17 protein-coding genes are annotated in these 19938 nt (G+C 63.0%); 13 read left to right on the top strand and 4 right to left on the bottom strand.

The genetic code is table 11. The annotated features are described in order from the left end of the window. The first annotated feature begins 76 nt into the window (after nucleotides 1–76). Both argB and K2M58_RS06890 read left to right on the top strand, forming a co-directional pair. Entirely contained in the window at nucleotides 77–1153 is a 1077-nt protein-coding gene (argB, locus tag K2M58_RS06895) for an acetylglutamate kinase (protein WP_220676946.1), read from the top strand. Beyond that, nucleotides 1128–2333, top strand: coding sequence for an aspartate aminotransferase family protein (locus K2M58_RS06890; protein WP_220676945.1), 1206 nt, complete (start codon nucleotides 1128–1130; stop codon nucleotides 2331–2333). Before argB ends, K2M58_RS06890 begins: the two co-directional genes overlap by 26 nt. 51 nt (nucleotides 2334–2384) lie before the next feature. Here K2M58_RS06890 and K2M58_RS06885 read toward each other — a convergent pair whose 3' ends face one another. Next, nucleotides 2385–3233, bottom strand: a complete 849-nt coding sequence (locus K2M58_RS06885; RefSeq protein WP_220676944.1) for an HAD family hydrolase — start codon at nucleotides 3231–3233, stop codon at nucleotides 2385–2387. A 272-nt stretch (nucleotides 3234–3505) separates the two neighbouring features. Here K2M58_RS06885 and argF point away from each other — a divergent pair, with 272 nt between their 5' ends. The 3 genes from argF to argH all read left to right on the top strand — a co-directional run bounded on the left by argF (nucleotide 3506) and on the right by argH (nucleotide 7633). Continuing rightward, nucleotides 3506–4468 carry an ornithine carbamoyltransferase gene (gene argF / locus K2M58_RS06880; protein WP_252393406.1) on the top strand — a complete coding sequence of 321 codons (963 nt, stop codon included), beginning with the start codon at nucleotides 3506–3508 and terminating at the stop codon, nucleotides 4466–4468. A gap of 65 nt (nucleotides 4469–4533) precedes the next feature. Continuing rightward, complete coding sequence (locus tag K2M58_RS06875; protein WP_220676942.1) at nucleotides 4534–5892, top strand: argininosuccinate synthase; 1359 nt, start codon at nucleotides 4534–4536, stop codon at nucleotides 5890–5892. 211 nt (nucleotides 5893–6103) lie between these two features. Further along, nucleotides 6104–7633 carry an argininosuccinate lyase gene (argH, locus tag K2M58_RS06870; protein WP_220676941.1) on the top strand — a complete coding sequence of 510 codons (1530 nt, stop codon included), beginning with the start codon at nucleotides 6104–6106 and terminating at the stop codon, nucleotides 7631–7633. Nucleotides 7634–7694: 61 nt separating this feature from the next. Here the strand turns inward: argH and K2M58_RS06865 are convergent, their stop codons facing one another. Continuing rightward, a complete protein-coding gene (locus K2M58_RS06865) occupies nucleotides 7695–8612 on the bottom strand; it encodes a glutamate biosynthesis transcriptional regulator GltC (RefSeq protein WP_220676940.1) in 918 nt (305 codons plus the stop codon). Nucleotides 8613–8742: 130 nt separating this feature from the next. On the opposite strand from K2M58_RS06865, the gene K2M58_RS06860 reads away from it, so the two are divergent. From K2M58_RS06860 to K2M58_RS06840, 5 genes are all read left to right on the top strand, one after another. Beyond that, nucleotides 8743–9960 (top strand): MFS transporter, encoded by a 1218-nt coding sequence (locus K2M58_RS06860; protein ID WP_252393405.1) that lies wholly within the window; start codon nucleotides 8743–8745, stop codon nucleotides 9958–9960. Nucleotides 9961–10071: 111 nt separating this feature from the next. Further along, on the top strand, nucleotides 10072–10527 hold the full coding sequence (locus K2M58_RS06855; RefSeq protein WP_252393404.1) for an uberolysin/carnocyclin family circular bacteriocin: 456 nt from the start codon (nucleotides 10072–10074) through the stop codon (nucleotides 10525–10527). Next, on the top strand, nucleotides 10524–10679 hold the full coding sequence (locus K2M58_RS06850) for a hypothetical protein (protein WP_220676938.1): 156 nt from the start codon (nucleotides 10524–10526) through the stop codon (nucleotides 10677–10679). Before K2M58_RS06855 ends, K2M58_RS06850 begins: the two co-directional genes overlap by 4 nt. A gap of 930 nt (nucleotides 10680–11609) precedes the next feature. After that, nucleotides 11610–11963 carry a helix-turn-helix transcriptional regulator gene (locus tag K2M58_RS06845; RefSeq protein WP_220676937.1) on the top strand — a complete coding sequence of 118 codons (354 nt, stop codon included), beginning with the start codon at nucleotides 11610–11612 and terminating at the stop codon, nucleotides 11961–11963. A 403-nt stretch (nucleotides 11964–12366) separates the two neighbouring features. Beyond that, entirely contained in the window at nucleotides 12367–12774 is a 408-nt protein-coding gene (locus tag K2M58_RS06840) for a hypothetical protein (RefSeq protein WP_252393403.1), read from the top strand. Between the two features lie 645 nt (nucleotides 12775–13419). Here the strand turns inward: K2M58_RS06840 and istB are convergent. Together istB and istA are read right to left on the bottom strand one after the other, a co-directional pair. After that, complete coding sequence (gene istB / locus K2M58_RS06835) at nucleotides 13420–14205, bottom strand: IS21-like element helper ATPase IstB (protein WP_220676869.1); 786 nt, start codon at nucleotides 14203–14205, stop codon at nucleotides 13420–13422. Further along, on the bottom strand, nucleotides 14202–15479 hold the full coding sequence (gene istA, locus K2M58_RS06830) for an IS21 family transposase (RefSeq protein ID WP_252393391.1): 1278 nt from the start codon (nucleotides 15477–15479) through the stop codon (nucleotides 14202–14204). The genes istB and istA overlap by 4 nt, the downstream gene beginning before the upstream one ends. Nucleotides 15480–15984: 505 nt before the next feature. Here istA and K2M58_RS06825 point away from each other — a divergent pair. The 3 genes from K2M58_RS06825 (at nucleotide 15985) to K2M58_RS06815 (ending at nucleotide 19927) form a co-directional block, all read left to right on the top strand. Further along, nucleotides 15985–17208: an IS256 family transposase gene (locus tag K2M58_RS06825; protein WP_220676936.1), complete on the top strand. Its 1224-nt coding sequence runs from the start codon at nucleotides 15985–15987 to the stop codon at nucleotides 17206–17208. Nucleotides 17209–17379: 171 nt separating this feature from the next. Beyond that, nucleotides 17380–18060, top strand: a complete 681-nt coding sequence (locus K2M58_RS06820) for an ABC transporter ATP-binding protein (protein ID WP_252393402.1) — start codon at nucleotides 17380–17382, stop codon at nucleotides 18058–18060. Between the two features lie 310 nt (nucleotides 18061–18370). Further along, complete coding sequence (locus K2M58_RS06815) at nucleotides 18371–19927, top strand: ISL3 family transposase (RefSeq protein WP_220676935.1); 1557 nt, start codon at nucleotides 18371–18373, stop codon at nucleotides 19925–19927. The last annotated feature ends 11 nt before the right edge of the window (nucleotides 19928–19938 follow it).

Below are 19938 nucleotides of genomic sequence, written 5' to 3'. Positions count from 1 at the left end.
TCGAAGGCCGTTTCCGCCGAAAGCAAACGCTCCTTACCTTTTTGGACCCAAACAAACAGAGGGAGTGGAGAGCCGGATGGAGACGGGCGGCCTGGTGATCAAAATCGGGGGGAGCGTCCTCGATGCCGCAGGCGCCGCCTGGTTCGGAGCGCTCAAGGCGCTCGCGGACGAGCGGCCGATCGTCGTCGTTCACGGCGGCGGCCCGGCGATCGACGCCCGCCTGAAGGCGCTCGGGCTGGCGATCGAAAAGCGGGGCGGCCTCCGGGTGACCGATGCGGCGACGCTCGCCGTCGTCGAAGGGGTCCTCGCCGGCGAACTGAACGGCGCCGTCGTTCGGACGCTCCTTCGGGCCGGCGTGCCGGCGTGGGGCGTAAGCGGCGCCGCCGCCCGCCTCATCGCCGTCGAGCCGAAGGACGGCGGTGCCCTCGGTCGGGTCGGCACCATCCGGGCGGTCGACCCGGCGCCGCTTCGGGCGATTCAGAAGGCCGGCTGCGTGCCCGTCGTCGCGCCCCTCGGTCTCGGGCCGGACGGGGAGGCGTACAATGTAAACGCCGATGAGGCGGCTGCCGCCCTCGCCGCCGCCCTCGGCTACGGCGTCGTCTTCGTGAGCGACGTCCCCGGCGTCCTCGTTGAGACGCCGGCCGGTCGGGCGGTGCTGCCGGCGCTTACGGCCGCCGAAGCGGAGGCGCACATCGCCGGCGGCGCGATCACCGGCGGCATGATTCCGAAGGTGCGGGCGGCCGTCCGGGCCGTCGAGGGCGGGGCGCCGGCGGCGTGGATCGTCGGCACAGATCCGGTGGCCTTCCTCGCCGTCGGCCGGTTTGGATCGCCGGCGGCGCCGGTTCCTTCGGACGTCCAAGGGGCGCCGATCGGGACGCGCATCGTCGCGGACGGAGCCGACGGATCGGGCATCGGCGACCGGTCCGCCGGTCCCGGTTTGAGGGCGGAGAAGACGGCCGAGTCCGCGGTCGCCGCGGCCGCTCCCGCCGCCGACCGGCAAATCCCGACGGCATTCGGCAGAGTTCAGGCCGAGCCCGGTGCGGCCGGCACCCCGGGGGCCGGGAGCGGTGCCGCCGCCGGCGACACCGGGTGGGGCCGTTTTTCGGGAACGGAAGGAGGAATGTCCGATGCCCGGGTCGTCCGTCCTCTTTGACACGTACGCCCGTTTTCCCGTCCGGCTCGTCCGCGGGGAAGGGGCCTACGTCGTCGACGCCGCCGGCCGCCGGTACCTCGATTTCACCTCCGGCATCGCCGTTCTCTCTCTCGGCCACGTTCCGCCGGCGGTCAAAAAGCGCCTCGAGACGCAGCTCGAGGCGCTCTGGCACACGTCCAACCTTTTTGAAAGCCCCCACCAGGAGGCCGTCGCCGAGCGGCTCGTCCGTCTGAGCTTTGCCGACCGGGTCCTGTTTGTCAACAGCGGGGCCGAGGCGAACGAGGCGGCGATCAAGCTCGTCCGGCGCTACGCCCGGAAGGTCCGAGGCCTGGCCGGCGGCACGATCGTCGCTTTTCACCGGTCGTTTCACGGCCGGACGATGGGGGCCCTTTCGGCGACCGGCCAGCCGGCCCACTGGGACGGCTTTGAGCCGATGCTCCCGGGCTTTCGGTTTCTCCCGTATAACGACCCGGCGGCCCTCGAGGCGATCGACGGGACAACCATCGCCGTCATGCTCGAGCTCGTGCAGGGGGAAGGGGGCGTCACGCCGGCGGACCCCGCGTGGGTGCAGGCCCTCGTCGAACGGTCCCGGGCTCAGGGCGCCCTCGTCATCGTCGATGAAGTGCAGACGGGCATCGGCCGAACCGGGACGCTTTTTGCCTACGAACAGTACGGGTTTGAACCCGACGTCATGACCCTCGCCAAGGGACTCGGCGCTGGCGTGCCGGTGGGGGCCCTCCTCGCCCGGGAGGCGGTCGCCGCCGTCTTCGGACCCGGCACCCACGGCTCGACGTTCGGCGGGAATCCCCTGGCGATGGCCGCCGCCGAGGCGGTGCTCGATGTGGTCGCCGATCCCGCCTTCCTCGCCCGGGTCCGGGAGGCGGCGACCCAGCTCCGCCGCGGCCTCGAAGCGATCGCCGGGCGGCATGCCGGCCTCGAAGTGCGGGGACTGGGGCTTCTCCTCGGCCTCGGCCTGTCGCCAGAGCATTTTCCGGACGGCGCCCGGCCCCTCGTCGACCGCCTCCGGGAAGCGGGCATCCTCGTCCTCACCGCCGGGCCGAACGTCGTCCGCATCCTGCCGCCTCTTACCGTCGGCGAAGCGGAGATCGACCGGTTTCTCGCCGCCCTCGACGCCGTCTTAAAGGAGCGGTCCGCCGCCGGCATTCCGGGGAGCGAATGAGACCGAGGCGCCGGGGCGGCCGGTGCCGAAGCCGCCCCACCGGCCGGCGCATCAGCGCCGACCGGAGGTTTCTGCGCGCCGGAGCGCCTCCCGGAGGGACGGGACGACGCAGTCGGCGTCGTCCGCTTCGCCGAGGCCGTAGGGATCGACGAAGACCGTGTAGAGGCCGAGGCGCCGGGCGGGGGCGATGTCGTTCGGCCAGTTGTCGCCGACGCTCACCGCTTCTTCCGGCCGGACGCCGAACTCGGCGAGCAGCCGGAGGAGATGCCCTACCGTCTTCGCCGGCTTTTCCGCCCAGAAGATCAGGGCGTCGAAGGCGTCTTCCAGGCCGAGCTTGCGGAGGATCGTCCGGCTGTCCGGCTCCGGGCTGTTCGTCATGAGGGCGGTCTTTCCGCCTCGGGCGCGGAAGCGGTCGATCCAGTCCCGGAGACCGGGGATCGGCCGCATGACGAACGCCTCGCTCTGCATAAACGCCCGCGTGGCCAAAAACGCCTCCGCGAGGGGCTCCGGCCCGAAGCCGTAGTGGACGGCGACGGCGATCGGGAGCCACCACGGGTCGCCGATGTTCATGAGTGTCTCCTGATCGAACCGGAGCGGCTCCGGATACCGGCGGGCCACTTCGTCGGCCGGAAGCGCCCGGCCATCCCACGTCCAGGCGCCGGTGACCCGGCCGCGGCGGTGGGCGAGGATGAGATCCGCCTGCGCGTCGTACGCCCGGCCGAGGCGGAGGGTGTGCCGGCCCCGTTCGGCGTCGCGGTAATCCCGCCAGAACGCCTCCCGCGATCCGTCCGGAAGGCGGGCGGCGATCTCCTCGGCGTAGCGGTCGAAGTGGTGCGTCTCCTCGTAGAGCGTCCCGTCGAGGTCGAAAACGACGAGTTTGAAGGTGTCCGGCGTCCGCACGAGGGCCCTCCTTCCAACCGGTCCGTTTTGGCGACGAAAGCGGTGACGCCTCTTGGGCGCCGCCATGCGCCGGCGTTTTTACCCTTTCGGAGACGTGATTTCCTCACCATCACTCTGACATGACTTTTCGCCGACGTCAAGCGCTTGGATGTCTGGCCCGCTCAGGCGATGGTTGGCCGGGGCGCGCCGCCCCCGTCCCTGGCGGCGACCGACGGACGGGGAGCGCCAAGCGGCAGGCACAGCCGACGATGAAGAACGGAGGCGGGATCGCCGTGCATTTCCTCAAAATCTCCGATTGGACGGCCGAGGTGCTGGAACAGGTCGTCCGGGGCGCCGCGGCCGTCAAGCGCCGGCGGCGCGAAGTGCAAAAGGAAGCGCCCCTCGCCGGTCGGACGCTGGCGATGATCTTCGAAAGACCGTCCACTCGGACCCGGGTCGCCTTCGAAGTCGGGATGCTCGAACTCGGCGGACAGGCGATCGTCCTAAGGTCGGAAGAAATGCAGCTCGGCCGGGGTGAGCCGATCGAGGACACGGCCCGGGTTCTCGCCCGCTACGTCGACGCGGTCATGATCCGGACGACCGCCCACGAACGGATCGAGGCCTACGCCGCCGCCAGCGCCGTCCCGGTGATCAACGGCCTGACGGATCGGCACCATCCGACGCAGGTCGTCGCCGATCTTTTGACCGTCCTCGAAAAAAAAGGCACCCTCCGCGGGGTGAAAATCGCCTACGTCGGCGACGGATGGAACAACGTGACCCACTCGTGGATCGAGGCGGCGGCCCTCCTCGGCCTCGACCTCGCCGTGGCCGCCCCGGACGCCTACGCCCCCGATCCGGCGATCGTCGCTTGGGCCGAGGCGTCGGCGGCCGAAAGCGGCGCCCGTTTCCTCTGGACGACCGATCCCGTCGCGGCCGTCGTCGATCGAGACGTCGTCATCACCGACGTCTGGACGAGCATGGGCCGGGAGGCGGAAGCGGCCGAACGGCGGGCGATCCTCGGGCCTTATCAGATCAATGACCGTCTGCTCGCCTCGGCGCAGCCGGATGCGATCGTCCTGCACTGCCTGCCGGCCCACCGGGGTGAAGAAGTGACCGCCGACGTCCTGGACGGGCCCCGGTCGGTCATCTTCGACGAGGCAGAAAACCGCCTCCACGCCCACAAAGCGATTCTCCTTTACCTGTTCGGCCGCCTGGAGGCCGTCCTGGCCGAAGCGGCGGAACCGGGCCGCCTGTAGGCCGCCTGGAGCGACGACCTTCGGTGACCGAGAACGGCAAAGATCGAATTCAAGGAGGCACCCCCATGGCCAAAGAACGGATCGTCCTCGCCTACTCCGGCGGGCTGGACACGTCGGTGTCGATCAAGTGGCTGGAAGAAAAATACGGCTACGATGTCATCGCCCTCACCCTCGACCTCGGGGAGGGAAAAAACCCGGACGCCCTTCGGGATAAGGCGCTCCGCGTCGGCGCCGTCGAGGCGATCGTCCGGGACGCGAAGGCGGAGTTTGCCCGGGACTTCATCCTCCCGGCGATCCAGGCCAACGCCCTCTACCAGGGCGTCTACCCCCTCATCTCGTCCCTCTCCCGGCCCCTCATCGCGAAGCACCTCGTCGAGATCGCCCGGGCCCACGGCGCCACGGCCGTCGCCCATGGCTCCACCGGGAAGGGGAACGACCAGGTCCGCTTTGAAGTGTCGATCCAGGCCCTCGCTCCCGGGATGAAGGTCGTCGCCCCCGTCCGGGAGTGGTCGATGACCCGGGACGAAGAGATCGCCTACGCCAAAAAGCACGGCATCCCGATCCCCGTCGACTTCGACAACCCGTTTTCCATCGACGCCAACATCTGGGGCCGGACGTGCGAGGCCGGCGTCCTCGAAGACCCGTGGGTGGAGGCGCCGGAAGCGGCCTACGCCTGGACGAAGGCGCCGGAAGACGCGCCGGATCGGCCGGCCGTCGTCGAGATCGGCTTCGAGGCCGGCGTCCCGGTGAGCTTGGACGGCACGCCGATGGACCCGGTCGCCCTGATCGAGGCTTTGAATGCTCTGGGCGGCGAGCACGGCGTCGGCCGGATCGACCACATCGAAGACCGTCTCGTCGGCATCAAATCGCGAGAAGTCTACGAAGCGCCGGCGGCGACGATCCTCATCGAAGCCCACCGGGCGCTCGAGTTTCTCACCCTGCCGCGGGAAGTGCTCCACTTCAAGCCGATTATCGAACAGCAGTTTGCCCGGCTCGTTTACGACGGCCTCTGGTACTCGCCGCTTCGGGAGGCGCTCATGGCCTTCATCGCCGAGACGCAAAAGCCGGTCACCGGCACCGTCCGGATGAAACTCTACAAGGGGACGGTCAAGGTCGTCGCCCGGAAGGCGCCCCGGAGCCTGTACAACGAAGCGTTGGCCACCTACTCCAAAGGCGACGCTTTCGACCACCAGGCGGCGGTCGGCTTCATCCAGCTCTGGGGCCTCCCGACCAAAGTCTTCCGGGAAGTCGAAGGCGGCCGTTTCGCCGCCGACTTCCCGGAGGGCCCTGCGGCCGCAAGCGGCATCAAAACGCTACCCGGCGGCAACGCTCAGGCCGGCGCCGGGACTTCAGGCGGTGCGGTGTCCTCCGGCAAGGCACCGGCTGCGGCGGCTCCGGCCGGGGATGTCGGCGACGCCCGCTGATCGACGCGCCGCCCGACGCGATGTTGACGCGCGCCCTTCCCCCGGCGAGAAGGGCGCGCGTTCTGTTGCTCTACCGTCGATCGCTTGGACGTCGACCGCTTTTGCTAACGCTCTTTCGTTTGCCGAGACGTTTGACGCCGAAGGCGCTTTTCGCGAAGACGGTTTTCGCCGACGTCGTTTCTTTCGCCGAAGGCGTTAAAGGAGGAGTTCGATGCAGACCGAACGGCCGAAGACCGGCGACCGCTTCGAGGACGCCTCCGCCGCCGCCGGAGCGGTGCCGCCAGCCGGTACCGCGCCTGACCGCGCGGATGCGCCGAACGCCCGCCTGTGGGGCGGTCGGTTCGAGGCGGAGACGGACCCGCGGGTACACGCCTTAAACGCGTCGATCCCCTTCGACCGGCGCCTCGTCCGGGAAGACCTTGAGGGGAGCATCGCCCACGCGACGATGCTCGGCGAGACCGGCATCATCGCGCCGGAAGACGCCGAGGCGATCATCGCCGGCCTCAAGGCGCTCCTTGCCGACGCGGAGGCAGGGCGGCTTTCGTTTCGCCTCGAGGACGAAGACATCCACATGAACCTCGAACGCCTGCTCCTCGAACGGATCGGCCCCGTCGGCGGGAAGCTCCACACCGCCCGGAGCCGGAACGACCAGGTCGCCCTCGACCTGCACCTTTTTGTCCGGCGGCAGGCGGAGGCCGTCGTCGAGAAAATCCGCACCCTCCAGCGGGCCCTCCTCCATCAGGCGGAAGCCCACGTGGAGACGATCCTCCCCGGCTACACCCACTTAAAGCGCGCCCAGCCCGTCTCCCTCGCGCATCACCTCCTCGCCTACGTCTGGATGCTCGAGCGGGACGTCCGGCGCTTCCGCGCCGCTCAGACGGCCGCCGACGTCTCGCCCCTCGGCGCCGGCGCCCTCGCCGGGACGACGCACCCGATCGATCCCCACCGGACGGCGGCCCTCCTCGGACTGGCCGGCATCTACCCCAACAGCATCGACGCCGTGAGCGACCGGGACTTCGCGCTGGACTTTCTGTACGCCGCCTCGATGCTGATGATGCATCTTTCGCGGCTGGGAGAGGAGATCGTCCTCTGGGCGTCGGACGAATTCGGCTTCGTCGAACTCCCGGACGCCTTCGCCACCGGCTCGAGCATCATGCCGCAGAAGAAAAACCCCGACGTCTTCGAACTCACGCGGGCGAAAAGCGGCCGCGTCTTCGGCCACCTCTTCGCGCTTCTCACCGTGCTGAAGGGCCTTCCCCTCGCGTACAACAAAGACCTGCAGGAAGACAAAGAAGGCCTCTTCGACACCGTCGACACCGTCCACCGGGTGCTGGACGTTCTCGCTCCGGCGGTCGAAACGCTCCGCTTTCGCTCCGAAGCGATGCTTCGGGCCGTCCGGGAAAGCTACGCCAACGCGACGGAGCTCGCCGACTACCTCGTCCGGAAGGGTATGCCCTTCCGGGACGCCCACGCCGCCGCCGGGCGCCTCGTCCGCCTCGCCGCCGATCGGGGGGTGCCCCTAGAAGGCTTGCCGCTCGAAGACTTCAAGGCCGTCTCGCCGCTCATCGGTCCGGACGTCTACGCCGTTCTCGATCCCGTCGAAGCCGTCCGGCGGCGGACGAGCCCCGGCGGCACTGGTTTCGACGAAGTCCGCCGCCAGCTCGCTCAGGCCCGGCAGGCTGTCGACGGGCCGGAGCCCGGCGCTTTTCCGGCCGGCGCTCCCGTCGCCGACGGCCGCTGATGCTGGTACGTTCCGATTCGCCGTCGCGGCGCTTGAAGAGCGCTTTGCCGGCGCCGAGCGCTCAGGCGCCGAAGCGGCGAAAGTCGCGAAAGAACTCTTTCAAAAACGCGAGAAACGCCTCTTCCGCCGGTGTCCTGGGCCGGGCGGTGTCGTAGGCGATGCCGACGGATCGGCGGATCGGCGGGTCGACGATCCGTGCCTTGACGGCGCTTCGGGGCACGTTTTCGATCAGGCTGACCTCCGGCAGGACGGCGACGCCGAGGCCGGCGGCGACGAGACCTTTGACCGTCTCCATCTCGTCGCCTTCGAAGGCGACCTTCGGCTGGAAGCCGGCCGCCCGGGCCGCCTCGTCGACGATCGTCCGGAGGAGCATGCCCGGCCGGAAGAGGATGAACGGCTCCTCCTTGAGCGCCGCGAAGGGAAGACCGCCTTCCTGCGCCGACCGCTCCGCCAGGGGGTGATCCGCCGGGAGGAGCGCGACCATCTCCTCGTCGAAGAGGACGAATCCGGAGAGCTTCCGGTCGCTCCGGGGCGGCGGCGTGACGAAGGCGAGGTCGAGCGCCTGGGCCGCTACCTTTTCCAGGAGCTCCTTGATCATCCCCTGATGCAGCTCGAACGACGTCTGCGGGTGCAACCGGCGGTAGGCCGAAAGCACCGTCGGGAGCATGTAGCTGGCGAGACTCGACGGAAAGCCGAGACGGATCCGCCCCGTCTCGGGGCTCACGAGGCTTTCGAGCCGCCGGCGGGCCGCTTCGATCTCCCGGAGGACGTTTTCCATATGTTCCAGGAGCACGCTTCCGGCGGCGGTGAGCCGGACCCGGCGGCCGTCCCGGACGAAGAGGGCGACGCCGAGTTCGTCCTCGAGGTTCTGGATCTGGCGACTTACGGCGGACTGGGCGACGTTCAGCGCGTAGGCCGCTTCCGTCACGTGTTCCCGCCGGGCGACTTCGACGAAGTAGCGGATCTGGGTGAGTTCCATCTCCGCGCTCCTTTCTTATCGTCCTCTCTCTATGCTATCATCGGCGGGAGGAGGGGGGAACCCGGTGATGAGGGCGGACGGACAAGATCCGAGCCGGCGCCTGAGGGGGCGATCGGAAGGAGGCGGTCCTGTGGACGCCAAGGAGGCGCGGGCGGTCCAAGGCCTCGTGCCCAATCTGGTGCCGTTTCTTCTGCTGGTCGTCACGAATTTCTTTGTCGGCGGCATGGTCGGCCTCGAACGATCGGTTCTGCCGCTTCTCGGCGAGCGGGTCTTCGGCCTCGCTTCGACCGGAGCGGCCCTTTCGTTTATCGTGAGTTTCGGCCTGACCAAGGGCGTGGTGAACCTGTTTGCCGGGGCCCTCGCCGACCGCTACGGACGAAAACGCATTCTTCTTTTCGGTTGGGGGATCGGGTTCTGGGTTCCGGTCCTCATCATTACGGCGCCGTCGTGGACGGTCATCCTTCTCGCCAACGTCCTCCTCGGCCTTCATCAGGGGCTGACGTGGTCGATGACGGTCAATATGAAGCTCGACCTCGTCCGGCCGGAAGAACGGGGCACGGCCGTCGGCTTGAATGAATTTTCCGGCTATCTGGGGGCCTCGGTGCTGGCGGCCCTCTCCGGGTACGTCGCGATGGCGAAGGCGCTTCGGCCGGAGCCGTTTTACCTCGGCTTTGGACTGGTCGCGGTTGGGTTCCTCTTGTCGCTGGTCGCCCCCGACACGGCGGCCGCCGCCCGGTCGGCAGGCGGCTTTGGCCCCGGGATGTCCCTGGCCGAGGCTTTCCGCCGGACGACGTGGGCCGACCGACGGCTCATGAGCCTCTCCTTTGCCGGGATGACGACCAATCTTAAAGACGGCCTGGCGTGGGGGATCTTTCCGCTTCTCCTCGCTCAAAAAGGGCTGGACCTTGGCACGGCGTCGCTGATCGTCTCCGCCTATCCGGCATCGTGGGGCCTGTTTCAGCTTCTCACCGGCCCCTTAAGCGATCGGATCGGGCGTAAGGCGCTGATCGTCGGGGGCATGGCGGTGCAGGCGGCTTCCCTCTGGGCGTTTTTGTGGGCGACGTCGGTGGCGGCGCTCGGGCTTGCCGCCGTCCTCCTCGGCATCGGCACGGCGATGGTCTACCCGACCCTCCAGGCGGCGGTCGGGGATCGGGTAGCGCCGGCGTGGCGTGCCTCCGCCCTTGGCGTTTACCGCTTCTGGCGGGACGAAGGTTACGCCTTCGGCGCCCTCCTCGGCGGCGCGCTGGCGGATGTGTTCGGGCTTCGGACGTCGGTCGGCCTGATCGCCTTCTTGCCGCTCCTTGCGGCGGGGCTCGTCGCGCGGTTCGATCGAGAAGAAGGGGGCTGACATCGCCCCGCCTTGGTCCCAATCTGCCTCAGAAATGGATGTTGGCTCCAGACGCCGGCACCGGTTCGGAATGCTTTTGTTCGTGGTGGCTGGAACTTTAGGTGTATCTGAATGGGTGTATCTGAAGCTGTGGCAACTTCAATTGTAAACTACATTCTTACAGCTGACACAATTGTATCCATAATTTTATTTGTAACTGCCCTTCTTTTCGGCGGGGTTGATGCAAAACTGCCATTGTATGGAAAACTTTTTAAAATATTAATAATATTATCTTTTCGACGAACTTACGGCCGAGGAGCACATCAAGGTGTTCCGGGCGCTCTGGATGGTTCAGCCGACGGACCGAAGCGACGTGCTGGACCTGTTCAGCCGTTCAACACGCTCGATCAGGAAAGCATCGAGGCGCTCATTTCCTTCATCGAGGCGAGCCCGGGCGCGTGCGTGCTCGTCGCGCACCGGCCGCCGGAGGCCCTTCGGATGGACCGCGTCATCGATATTCGAACGTTCGTGCGGTCTGACGCTTCTTCCGCCCGAGAGCATGCATGGGAAGGGGACCGGACATCATGAAAAGTCTCTTCGTTTCCTTCTTGTTATACGTTCCGTTCATCGTGATCGCACTTATTTTGAAGTTCTACGGGATCACGTCGCCTTACGTCGTCGCGCTGCTTATCGCCGGTATCTTCATCGTTGGCGCCATGGAGCGGCGACGCCGTTTATGACGCTAACCATAATCGGGTGTGACGGAGATTCCAGGAAGTAGAACATCAATTTCTGCGAGTCATGCTTTTCTTCCAAATCGGGTCGTGTTCTTGAAGCCCCCGTCGCACACCGGCGCCGGTTCGGAATGGGCCTGCGAATCGGCGCCGGTTCGTTTTGGGGCGCTGGATCGGTTTCGTTTTGGCCATATGGCCCAAGCCGAGTGTCCTATTGACCGGTTATTTTTTTCATGCTATCCTGACTGCAGATTCCGCCAAGCCCCAAAAAATTGGCGCATAAGACGGAGTCGAGAAGGCAAACGAACAAAACGAACGATCGGGCGGCGCAGGAGGGAGGACCGTGGAAAGCCCGCCGGAGAAGTGGATCCCCGACCGGGAACCGGCGTTCCTGGCGGCGGATGAGGAGATCGCGGAGGTGCTCGGCGATCTTCGCAGGCGGAAAATTCGACCCCATTGCGGAAGTCGGCAGGATCGGGCGCCGAATTTTCCCGTTCCGAACTCGGGACGCCTCTTTTCGTTCATCGCTTGCCTTCGCCGACGGTATCGGCGTTACGAAACGCTCGGAATGTTCTTCCCCGACGTCGGGCTCATCGTCACGGATTCCGATCTCCGCGTCGCAGCGGTCATGCATCCGGCGCCGGGAGGAAGCGCGGGGAACACGCAGACGAAAGCGCACGGTCGCTGCTCTTCGGCGCATTTCCAAAATTCAAGCCCGGAGATGCGCTCGATGAGGCTTCTTATGGCCTCAACGATTTTGTTCTGGCGAAGCGCTCGGGCCGCATTCGGGGCGTCGCCGGCGCGGTTCGCACATGTCCGCAGTTCAAATGGATGTGGACCGTCGCGGTTCCGTTCGGGAAGGAGCCGCTGGGCTATGCGGGCCTTTTCTTTTCGACGTATCGAGATCCGTACGGATACGCGAGCTGACTGATCGAAGTGGCGGAGCAGATCGAGCGGGAACCTCGGGATGAAGAAGAGTATTCGACTTCGTTGGAAGCGCCTTTGGCCGGGCAGGAGGGCGAAGGAGTGACCGTTTCATCTTCATCGTGGAAAGTCGTTCGCCCTTCGCTGGCCGTCCGCATTCCGGGTTCTGTGGCGACCAAGCTTTCCGTCCGTGAAAAGGAGGTTCTGGAACTTTTGGCTGCCGGCGCAAGCACCGGGGAGATCGCCCGGAAGCTTCATCTTAGCCGGTCGACGATCAAGACGCACCTCGCCCGCATCGCCGAGAAGTTGGGGATCGAACCGGGCATGAAGTCGATCTTAATGTTTATCGATCGTTTTGCTCGATGAGGAAACGGATGAGGGTAAATTTTGACTCCGAAGCTTATGTCGTCCAAATGGACGACATAAGAGCGAAATCTCGTTTAAAAATCATCCAAATGGACGACAGACAAGGGCTAAATCTTGTGGTATGATAAGCGCAAAAGCGGATACCGCAAAGGCAAGAAAATAATAACCAAACAATGAAAGCAAAAAGGAGGTGTTTAAATCAACCGCGGTTCCGCTAAATATATTTGGATAAAGATAAAAAACAATAGATGAAGCGATCACTCGATACCAAAGGGATTATTAGGATGTTGGAAGAGCATTATAGTTACGGAAAACTTTTATAAGAGATAATAATCTGTGTATTTAAAGGGAATTGTATCGGGCATCGAAGGTGCAGAAAACTTTTACAAGGAGGTCAGGACTCATGTTGCATAAACTTAACACCCAAGGGCGGGTAGCCATTGTTACTTGGAAGGGGAACAAGATCATTTTCGGGATCGTTGGGATTATGGTTTCTTTTTTCATCGCTACTTCTGTGCAGGCAGGAGGCATGAACTACGCCAAAGCTTGGGAGACATTGGGAGGTGCAAGGTGGAACGGGTATATTCAAATTCAAGCCTGCTATAACGACAACGGAAAACATGCAAAGAGGGGATATCACCGGTTTACGCGTGAAGCTGGCCCGCCACTCGACACGGGGCGTCTCTACACATCGGAGGCGACATCATCGAATGACTGTACTGTCCGGTGGCGGGAGGACTCTGTCTGGGATTCTCCGCTCTGGGGCGACAAGTATACGACCAAGTACTGGTACGATTTCGAATGGTTCTGAGGTCTGGAGTAGCTTCCAGCCGATAATTGGAAACTTTATTGACGTGCATTTTGCGGTGAGGGGGGAAGGGATGTCCGGGTGAACCAGCGACTGCGGATGAATTTCAGGCTTGCCTTTACCAGCTTCTTTCTTGGAATTCTCACAGCTTTTATGGTGTGGTCTTTCCAGTCGGTGATGGAATCTTGGAAGGAAGTCACGCTCGACATGCCGGGTGACGTCACCGTTCTTCGGATGATCGAGGGACCTCAAATGGTCACGGAAGCGGATGAGGCGGTGGCTCTTGAGGAGTTAAAGGCGTATCTTCGCGAGCGGTCGCTCGCTCTGATCGTGTCCTCAGTCGGAGATGGGCGGCCCGAAATCCTTCTTTACGATCCGCACGGCGTGGTCTCGTGGTTTCCCCGAGGTAACCCCGAAGACTCTCAACTTGCGACAGATGAAGTTTACCTTTTTCAAGGCACGTACTCGGAGCGCCGGTGGTCGGAATCCCGCATGACCCCCCTTTTGCCAAAGGGAGTCATGGTGAAGGGGGTAATTCGTGTCAATAGCGGATTAAAACTCCCCAAAAAAATCGCGTTCGATTCCCCACAAACAGCGGATTCAGTTCCCCAAAATCATCGCGCATCATTCCCCAGACGTATGTTCGATCTACGCGGTCACCTCCTCCTTCAGCGCATGGGTCACCCCGGCGCGCAGCTTGTCCTTCATCCGGTAGCTGTTGCCGCGGATGTTGATGGTGGTGGCGTGGTGCAGGAGCCGGTCGAGCAAGGCAGAGGCCAGCACCTGGTCACCGAAGAGTGTCCCCCAGTTGGTGAAGCTGGTGTTGGACGTGATGATCAGGGAGCCATGCTCGTAGCGCTCCGACACGAGCCGGAAGAAGTTCGCGGCGTCCAAGGCGTCAAGCGGCAAGTAGCCGACTTCGTCGCAGATCAGCAGCTTCGGCTGGGTGTAGATGCGCAGGCGCTTGTCCAGCCGTCCCTCTTGGTACGCCCGTCGCAAGTCAGCGACCAGCTTCTGCATGGTCACGAAGTAGACGCTCATGCGCTGTCGAATCGCCTCCATCCCCAGGGCCACCGCAAGGTGGGTCTTGCCCACCCCCGGCGGTCCCAGGAAGATGACGTTGCTGCCCTCCCGGATGAACGTCAAGCCGGCCAGTTCGCGTATTTGTCGCTCATCGACGGACGGCTGGAACGAGAAATCGAAATCTGCAAGGGTCTTGTGATACGGGAAGTTGGCCATGCGGAGTCTGGCGTGCATGTAACGGCTGTATCGCTCCTCCTGCTCAGCATCCAGCAGTCTGTGCAGGAACTCCGCATAGGTCGCCTGGTGCCCCGCTGCCCACTCCACGCACGCCGGCAGCACCGCCGCGGCGCGCTTCAATCCCAGCTCCAGCAGCTGCTCCTCGGCCTTGGCCAAAACCAACGCCTCACTCATTGCCCCTGACCTCCCATCGCGATCTGCTCATAGACGGACAGCTCCCGCTGCTCCACGTCCGGCCCGATTTGCAACCCTGGCACCTTGCCTCGATCCGGATGAGGCGTCCCAGCCGGGATGCCCTTGAAGTGCTCAGGGTCGGTTGAGACCTGGTGCCTGCCTGTGAGCACGCGGTGTTCGGCAATGACCTGCCCGCCGTACTCGATCTGCAGGCGGCCTGACTCAAACTCCCGGACCAGCACGGTGTGCCCCACATACCGCCATGGAACGGTGTACATGTTCGTGTTCCAGGAGATGCGACAATCGCTCATGACCTTGCGCATATCGGCGTACGCCAGCGTGTACCGGCTCTTAGGCAGGGGCTTAAGCGTCTCGGCCTGAAACCGCACCACCGGCTGCTCCCGCGTCGTGCCGTGGATGCGCACATTAGCCACCGTATCCCGCCAGATGGCACCTTGCCGGTTCAGGTCGTCATGGTCCACGAACGAAACCGGCCAGAAGCTGGACCGGATATACCCGATGGGCCGTTCAATCTTCCCTTTGGTGCGACTTCGGTAGGGCTTACAGGCCTTGGGCACGAATCCGTAGTACTTGGCGAAGTCCATGTACGCCGGCTGCCAGTCGACGTGTCCATGACCGTCGTTGGCCACGACCAGCGGGGAGCAGTTGTCGCTGAGCATGACCTTTGGAACCCCGCCGAAGAACTCCAGCGCGTTCCGGAGCGCCTGGAGGATATGCCGTTGGTCCGCCGCTCTGATAAACTCCAGGTAGAGCATGCGGGAGTAGGCGAGGACCATGGCAAAGCACCATACCTTGCGCCGATGGCCCTGCGGATCCAGGTAGGGGAATGCGCCCAGGTCGATTTGCGCTTGTTCCCCCGGAGCCGTCTCAAACCGCACGGTTGCCTTGGCAGAGACAACCGGGCGGAGAGGGTGCATGAACTCGCGCAGTACGGTAATTCCGCCGGTATATCCCTGCTCCCGGATCTCGCGAAAGATTCGCTCCGCATTGAGGACGCCGATACGCATGCGCTGCTCCACATAGGCCTTGTACGGCTCCAGCTTGTGGCCTTTCACCCTACGGCTGCGCGACTTCACCCTCCCCTCCTCCTGCTGCCTCGGCTCACTCACAGCCTTGCGGATGGTTTTGCGGTCATGGCCGTATCTTCTGGCCAGTTCCGAGATGCTGACGCCCTCCTCATACAGCTTCCTGATCTCCATCTTCTCACTCTCCCTCATCACCGGCACCTCCCCAAAAGTGATGGCAGGTGCCATAGTTCGACACAGGGGTGGGGAATTCATCCCGATGATTTTGAGGAAATCATGCCGGTGATTTTGGGGAATCTTTATCCGCTGCTATTGGGGATTTTACATCCGATGTTGACATTCGTGCGCCTCGCCGAGCTGGCGACCTTCAATATGCAAGGCGTATCGGGGGAGATCCGCTGCCGCCCGGACAGTATACGATCAATACGACGGATCCGGAGCAAGTGCGCCAGATCCTTGCTTTATTGTACCGAATGGGTCTTATCCCACAGAGCGCGCAAAAAGTGCCTTTTCTCCTCTACGCAACGCAAAATCCGTTGCTCATCATCACCATGCTCTTTTTGGCAGCGGGATACGTTGTTGCTGTTTTTTATTGGTCCCTCAACCTTCGCGGGAGTCGTGTCCGGTATCATGTGTAAAAACGGATGGTCCAGGTAACATAAAATGAGCCATCCGGCCCTCTTTGGTAGAATGTGAGACGGAGAAGAAACCACTTCACCAGGAGGGATACCGGATGGCTCAGTACCAGATTACCGTGGACGACGAGATTTTGGAAGGCCTCTTTCAGCGGGATGGAGGCGTGGCAAAGCTGGTGGAGAGTGTGGTCAACCAGATCCTCCAAGCGCAAGTGCAGGAGCATCTGAAAGCGGCGCCATACGAGCGCACGAAAGAACGCCAAGGCTATCGCAACGGAACAGTCACCCGCACCCTGACAACCCGTGTGGGGCGGCTGGTGTTGCGGGTTCCGAGGGTCCGGAATGGCCAGTTCTCCACAGAGCTGTTTGCTCGGTACCAGCGCAGCGAACAAGCGTTCATCATCGCCCTGATGGAGATGGTGGTAAACGGCGTGTCCACCCGGGACGTGGCGAAAGTCACCGAGCAGTTGTGCGGCACGACGTTCTCGAAGTCCACGGTCTCCGAGCTGTGCAAGCGCCTTGATCCCATCGTTCAGGGATGGAATAATCGCAGCCTTGCTGAGCATCGTTATCCGTTCCTGCTGGTGGACGCTTTGGTACTCCGGATTCGGGAGGAAGGGCGTGTTCGCTCTCGAGCGGCCATGATCGCTGTTGGCATCAACGAAGAAGGGTACCGTGAGATTCTTGGCTTGATGTTGGGCGACAGCGAATCGGAGGCCAGCTGGCGGGAGTTCTTTGCCTGGCTGAAGAACCGGGGTCTCCGCGGCGTTGACGTTGTGGTGTCTGACAGTCATGGCGGGCTGGTGAAGGCACTGCAGACGGAGTTTCAGGGATGCACCTGGCAACGGTGCCAGACCCACTTCATGCGCAATATCTTGGACGCCACACCCAAGGCGTTGCAGAAGGAGGTCTACAAGCGTGTACGAGCCATTCTTGATGCGCCCGACCTCAAGACGGCCCGACTGCTCATGAATGAATTTGTGGAGGAGTACGCTGAGAAGGCACCCAAGGCCGTCAAGGTGCTAGAGGAGGGCTTTGACGACGTCACGGCCGTGCTGGTCTTGCCGGATCGCTATCGGCGGCGCTTGCGTACCACGAACGGCGTGGAACGACTCAACGAGGAGATTCGCCGCCGTGAAAGAGTCATCCGCATCTTTCCCAACCGGGAATCCGTGATACGGTTGCTTGGAGCGCTACTCATGGAGATAGACGAGACGTGGACCACTGGGCACCGTTACCTGAATATGGATGAGTATTGGCAGTGGAAGAAGGAACAACAGAAATCCACTGAGCCGGCCATGCTGCACGTTGTGAATGCCTGAGTGACCTGTCCTTTCATTCGCCGAAGAGGGCAATTTACACATGATACTGGACTTGATCGGCGTCCCTGCTCCGGAGGCAGCGCTTTGGGTCATGTTGGCTCTCTTTTTTGTGTTTGTTTTCTTGTGGATCTCTTCGATCCGTGAAGTACTTTCTCGAGAAGAGATAGGGTGGTGGGTGTGAAACCAATTCTAGAAGCTCGCAATGTGACCAAAGTGTATGGTCTTGGCCGCACGCAAGTCGTGGCTGTGCGCGCCGTTTCCTTGAGGATCTTAGCGGGTGAGTGCGTTGCCTTGATGGGGCCGTCCGGGAGCGGAAAGTCGACATTGCTCAAGGTCCTGGGACTCATTCTTCGGCCGACAGAAGGGAGCGTGCTGATCCGAGGAGAAGAAGTGGCCTGTGATGAGTTTTGCCGTGCTCGGTTGCGGAACAAATTTTTCGGGTATGTCGATCAAGAATTTGCGATCATTGAGAACGAAAGCGTGGAGCGGAATGTCATGATTCCCCTTCAGTATGCAAATCCCAAACCTGGCCGGCAGGAAATCCGGGCGAGAACTCGTCAGGCGCTGGAAGAAGTCGGCCTTGGTTGGGCCTTGAAGAAAAATGCGTCGCAACTGTCAGGGGGTGAGCGACAGCGCGTCGCCATTGCCCGGGCGCTGGTAAACGAACCGTTGGTTATACTCGCCGATGAGCCGACGGCTGCTCTCGATGGAAAGACCACCCAGGAAATTATGACGCTCTTTCTATCCATCAAAGCGCGGGGGGCGGCGGTGCTGATTACGACGCACGATGACCGGGTGGCAAAGCAATGCGACCGTATCCTGCGTATGATCGACGGTCGTCTTGTGGAATGAAACCGCATAAACCTCTTTCGGCGCATCGGGAGGTCACGTCCCGTCAAGTGGTGTAAATGGGCTCCCCTTCGGGTGGGCTGATGTCAAAAGTCATGATCCCCTTCTTCCGGGTGGCTGCCTCGGAAAACGAGCCTGGAGCCGGCGTAAGCCGGGTCATCGATTCGGGACTGAAATACTTTCGAGTGTCAACGCCGACTTAAAATTGGTTCTCCCGCACTTTTGGTGAGGTATGACTTGCAACCTGGCCTCACAACCCATTTCGACAACTTTCGCTCGCAGGAGGTGGTATGCTGCTCCTCGGTGAGGAAACATGGCTAAAAAACATTTGTTCCCCGGATTTCATGTCGAGGAAGTCCGGCTCCAACCCACGTGCCTCGAAATCATGCTCACTCCTGTTCGACACGCGGCTCGCTGCCCAAAGTGTCACCATCGGTCACAAAATATCCACAGCCGGTATATCCGGTCTCCTCGGGATCTCCCGATTAGTGGACGAGCCGTCCAATTGCGGATCGTATCCCGGAGATTTATCTGCCGTAACCCGGCATGCTCCCAGCAGATCTTCACCGAACGATTCCCTTCGTTCCTGGATCCCCGGCAACGCCGAACATGCCGTGCCGCGGCCGTCATGCGAGCGGTGGCTCTCGCGTTGGGAGGGGAAGCCGGCGCCCGCCTCTGCCAGCGGCTGGGCCTGTCGGTCAGTCCCGACACGTTGCTGCGGCTCCTGTACGGCATGTCGGTACCACCTGATTCTCATCCACGCATCATTGGGATTGACGATTGGGCGTACCGAAAAGGGCACCGGTACGGCACGATCATCTGTGACCTGGAATGCCGGCAGCCCGTGGCGCTGTTGCCCGATCGGGCTGTAGATACGGTGGTTGCGTGGTTGCGGCAACATCCGGAGATCCAAGTGATCGCCCGAGACCGGGCGGGCAGCTATGCCGAAGCAGCCCGGCAGGGATGCCCGCAGGCCCTGCAAGTGGCGGATCGGTGGCACCTGTTGCACAACCTCAGCGATCTGGTCAAACGTCTGCTGGACCGGTGTCCGGCACCTGTCCTTGAAACCGACGCACCGGCGGCAACAGAGGGGCCAGACATGAGTCCGTCGACCGTTTTCCGTGAGCCGACGGCGAGAAAGCGCGAGATGGCCGAACACATCCGGCGATTGTCCCAAGAAGGGCTGGGCAAGCGGGCGATTGCACGGGCCCTCTCGATCAGCCGCAACACGGTGAGAAAATACCTTCAGGCGGATCCCCGGCCGTATTCGCGGCCTCGACGCTCTACGTTACTATCCCCTTATGAAGCAGACATCGAAGCCTTGTTGGCGGAGGGAAAGAAAGGACCGTTCATCCTGCAGCGACTGCGGGAAAAGGGCTACCGCGGTTCCCGATCGACGCTGTCCGCCTATCTGGCTCGCGTACGCCGTGAACGGTACTCGAAACATCATGATTCACCGGTTCGGGTCCAACGACGGCCGGGACGGCGGGAGATGGCGCGGCTGTTGCGGCAACCGGAAGACGCGTATACCGATGAGCAGAGGCGGATGTGGACAGCGTGGGCTCAGGATCAACCGTGGCTGGCCGAGGCTCGCGAGTTGATCCAATCCTTTGAAGCGATGGTGCGACGCCGGGAGGCGGATCGGCTGGTTGCGTGGCTTAAGCAGGCCGAACATAGTAGCGTGGCGGAAATTCGTTCGTTTGCGCGAAGCATCCGGCAGGATGTGGAGGCGGTCGAACAGGCCCTGCGTCTGCCGTGGAGCAATGGGCAGGTGGAGGGCCAGATTCACCGGCTCAAGATGCTGAAGCGGCAGATGTATGGGAGGGCTGGCTTCGATCTGCTTCGTATTCGTGTGCTGGCCCGAATATAGATGCCAGGCAA

It is taken from the genome of Hydrogenibacillus sp. N12 (assembly GCF_019645935.1).
GTDB lineage: Bacteria > Bacillota > Bacilli > Thermicanales > DSM-22653 > Hydrogenibacillus > Hydrogenibacillus schlegelii.
This window is presented reverse-complemented; position numbering and strand designations above follow the sequence as displayed.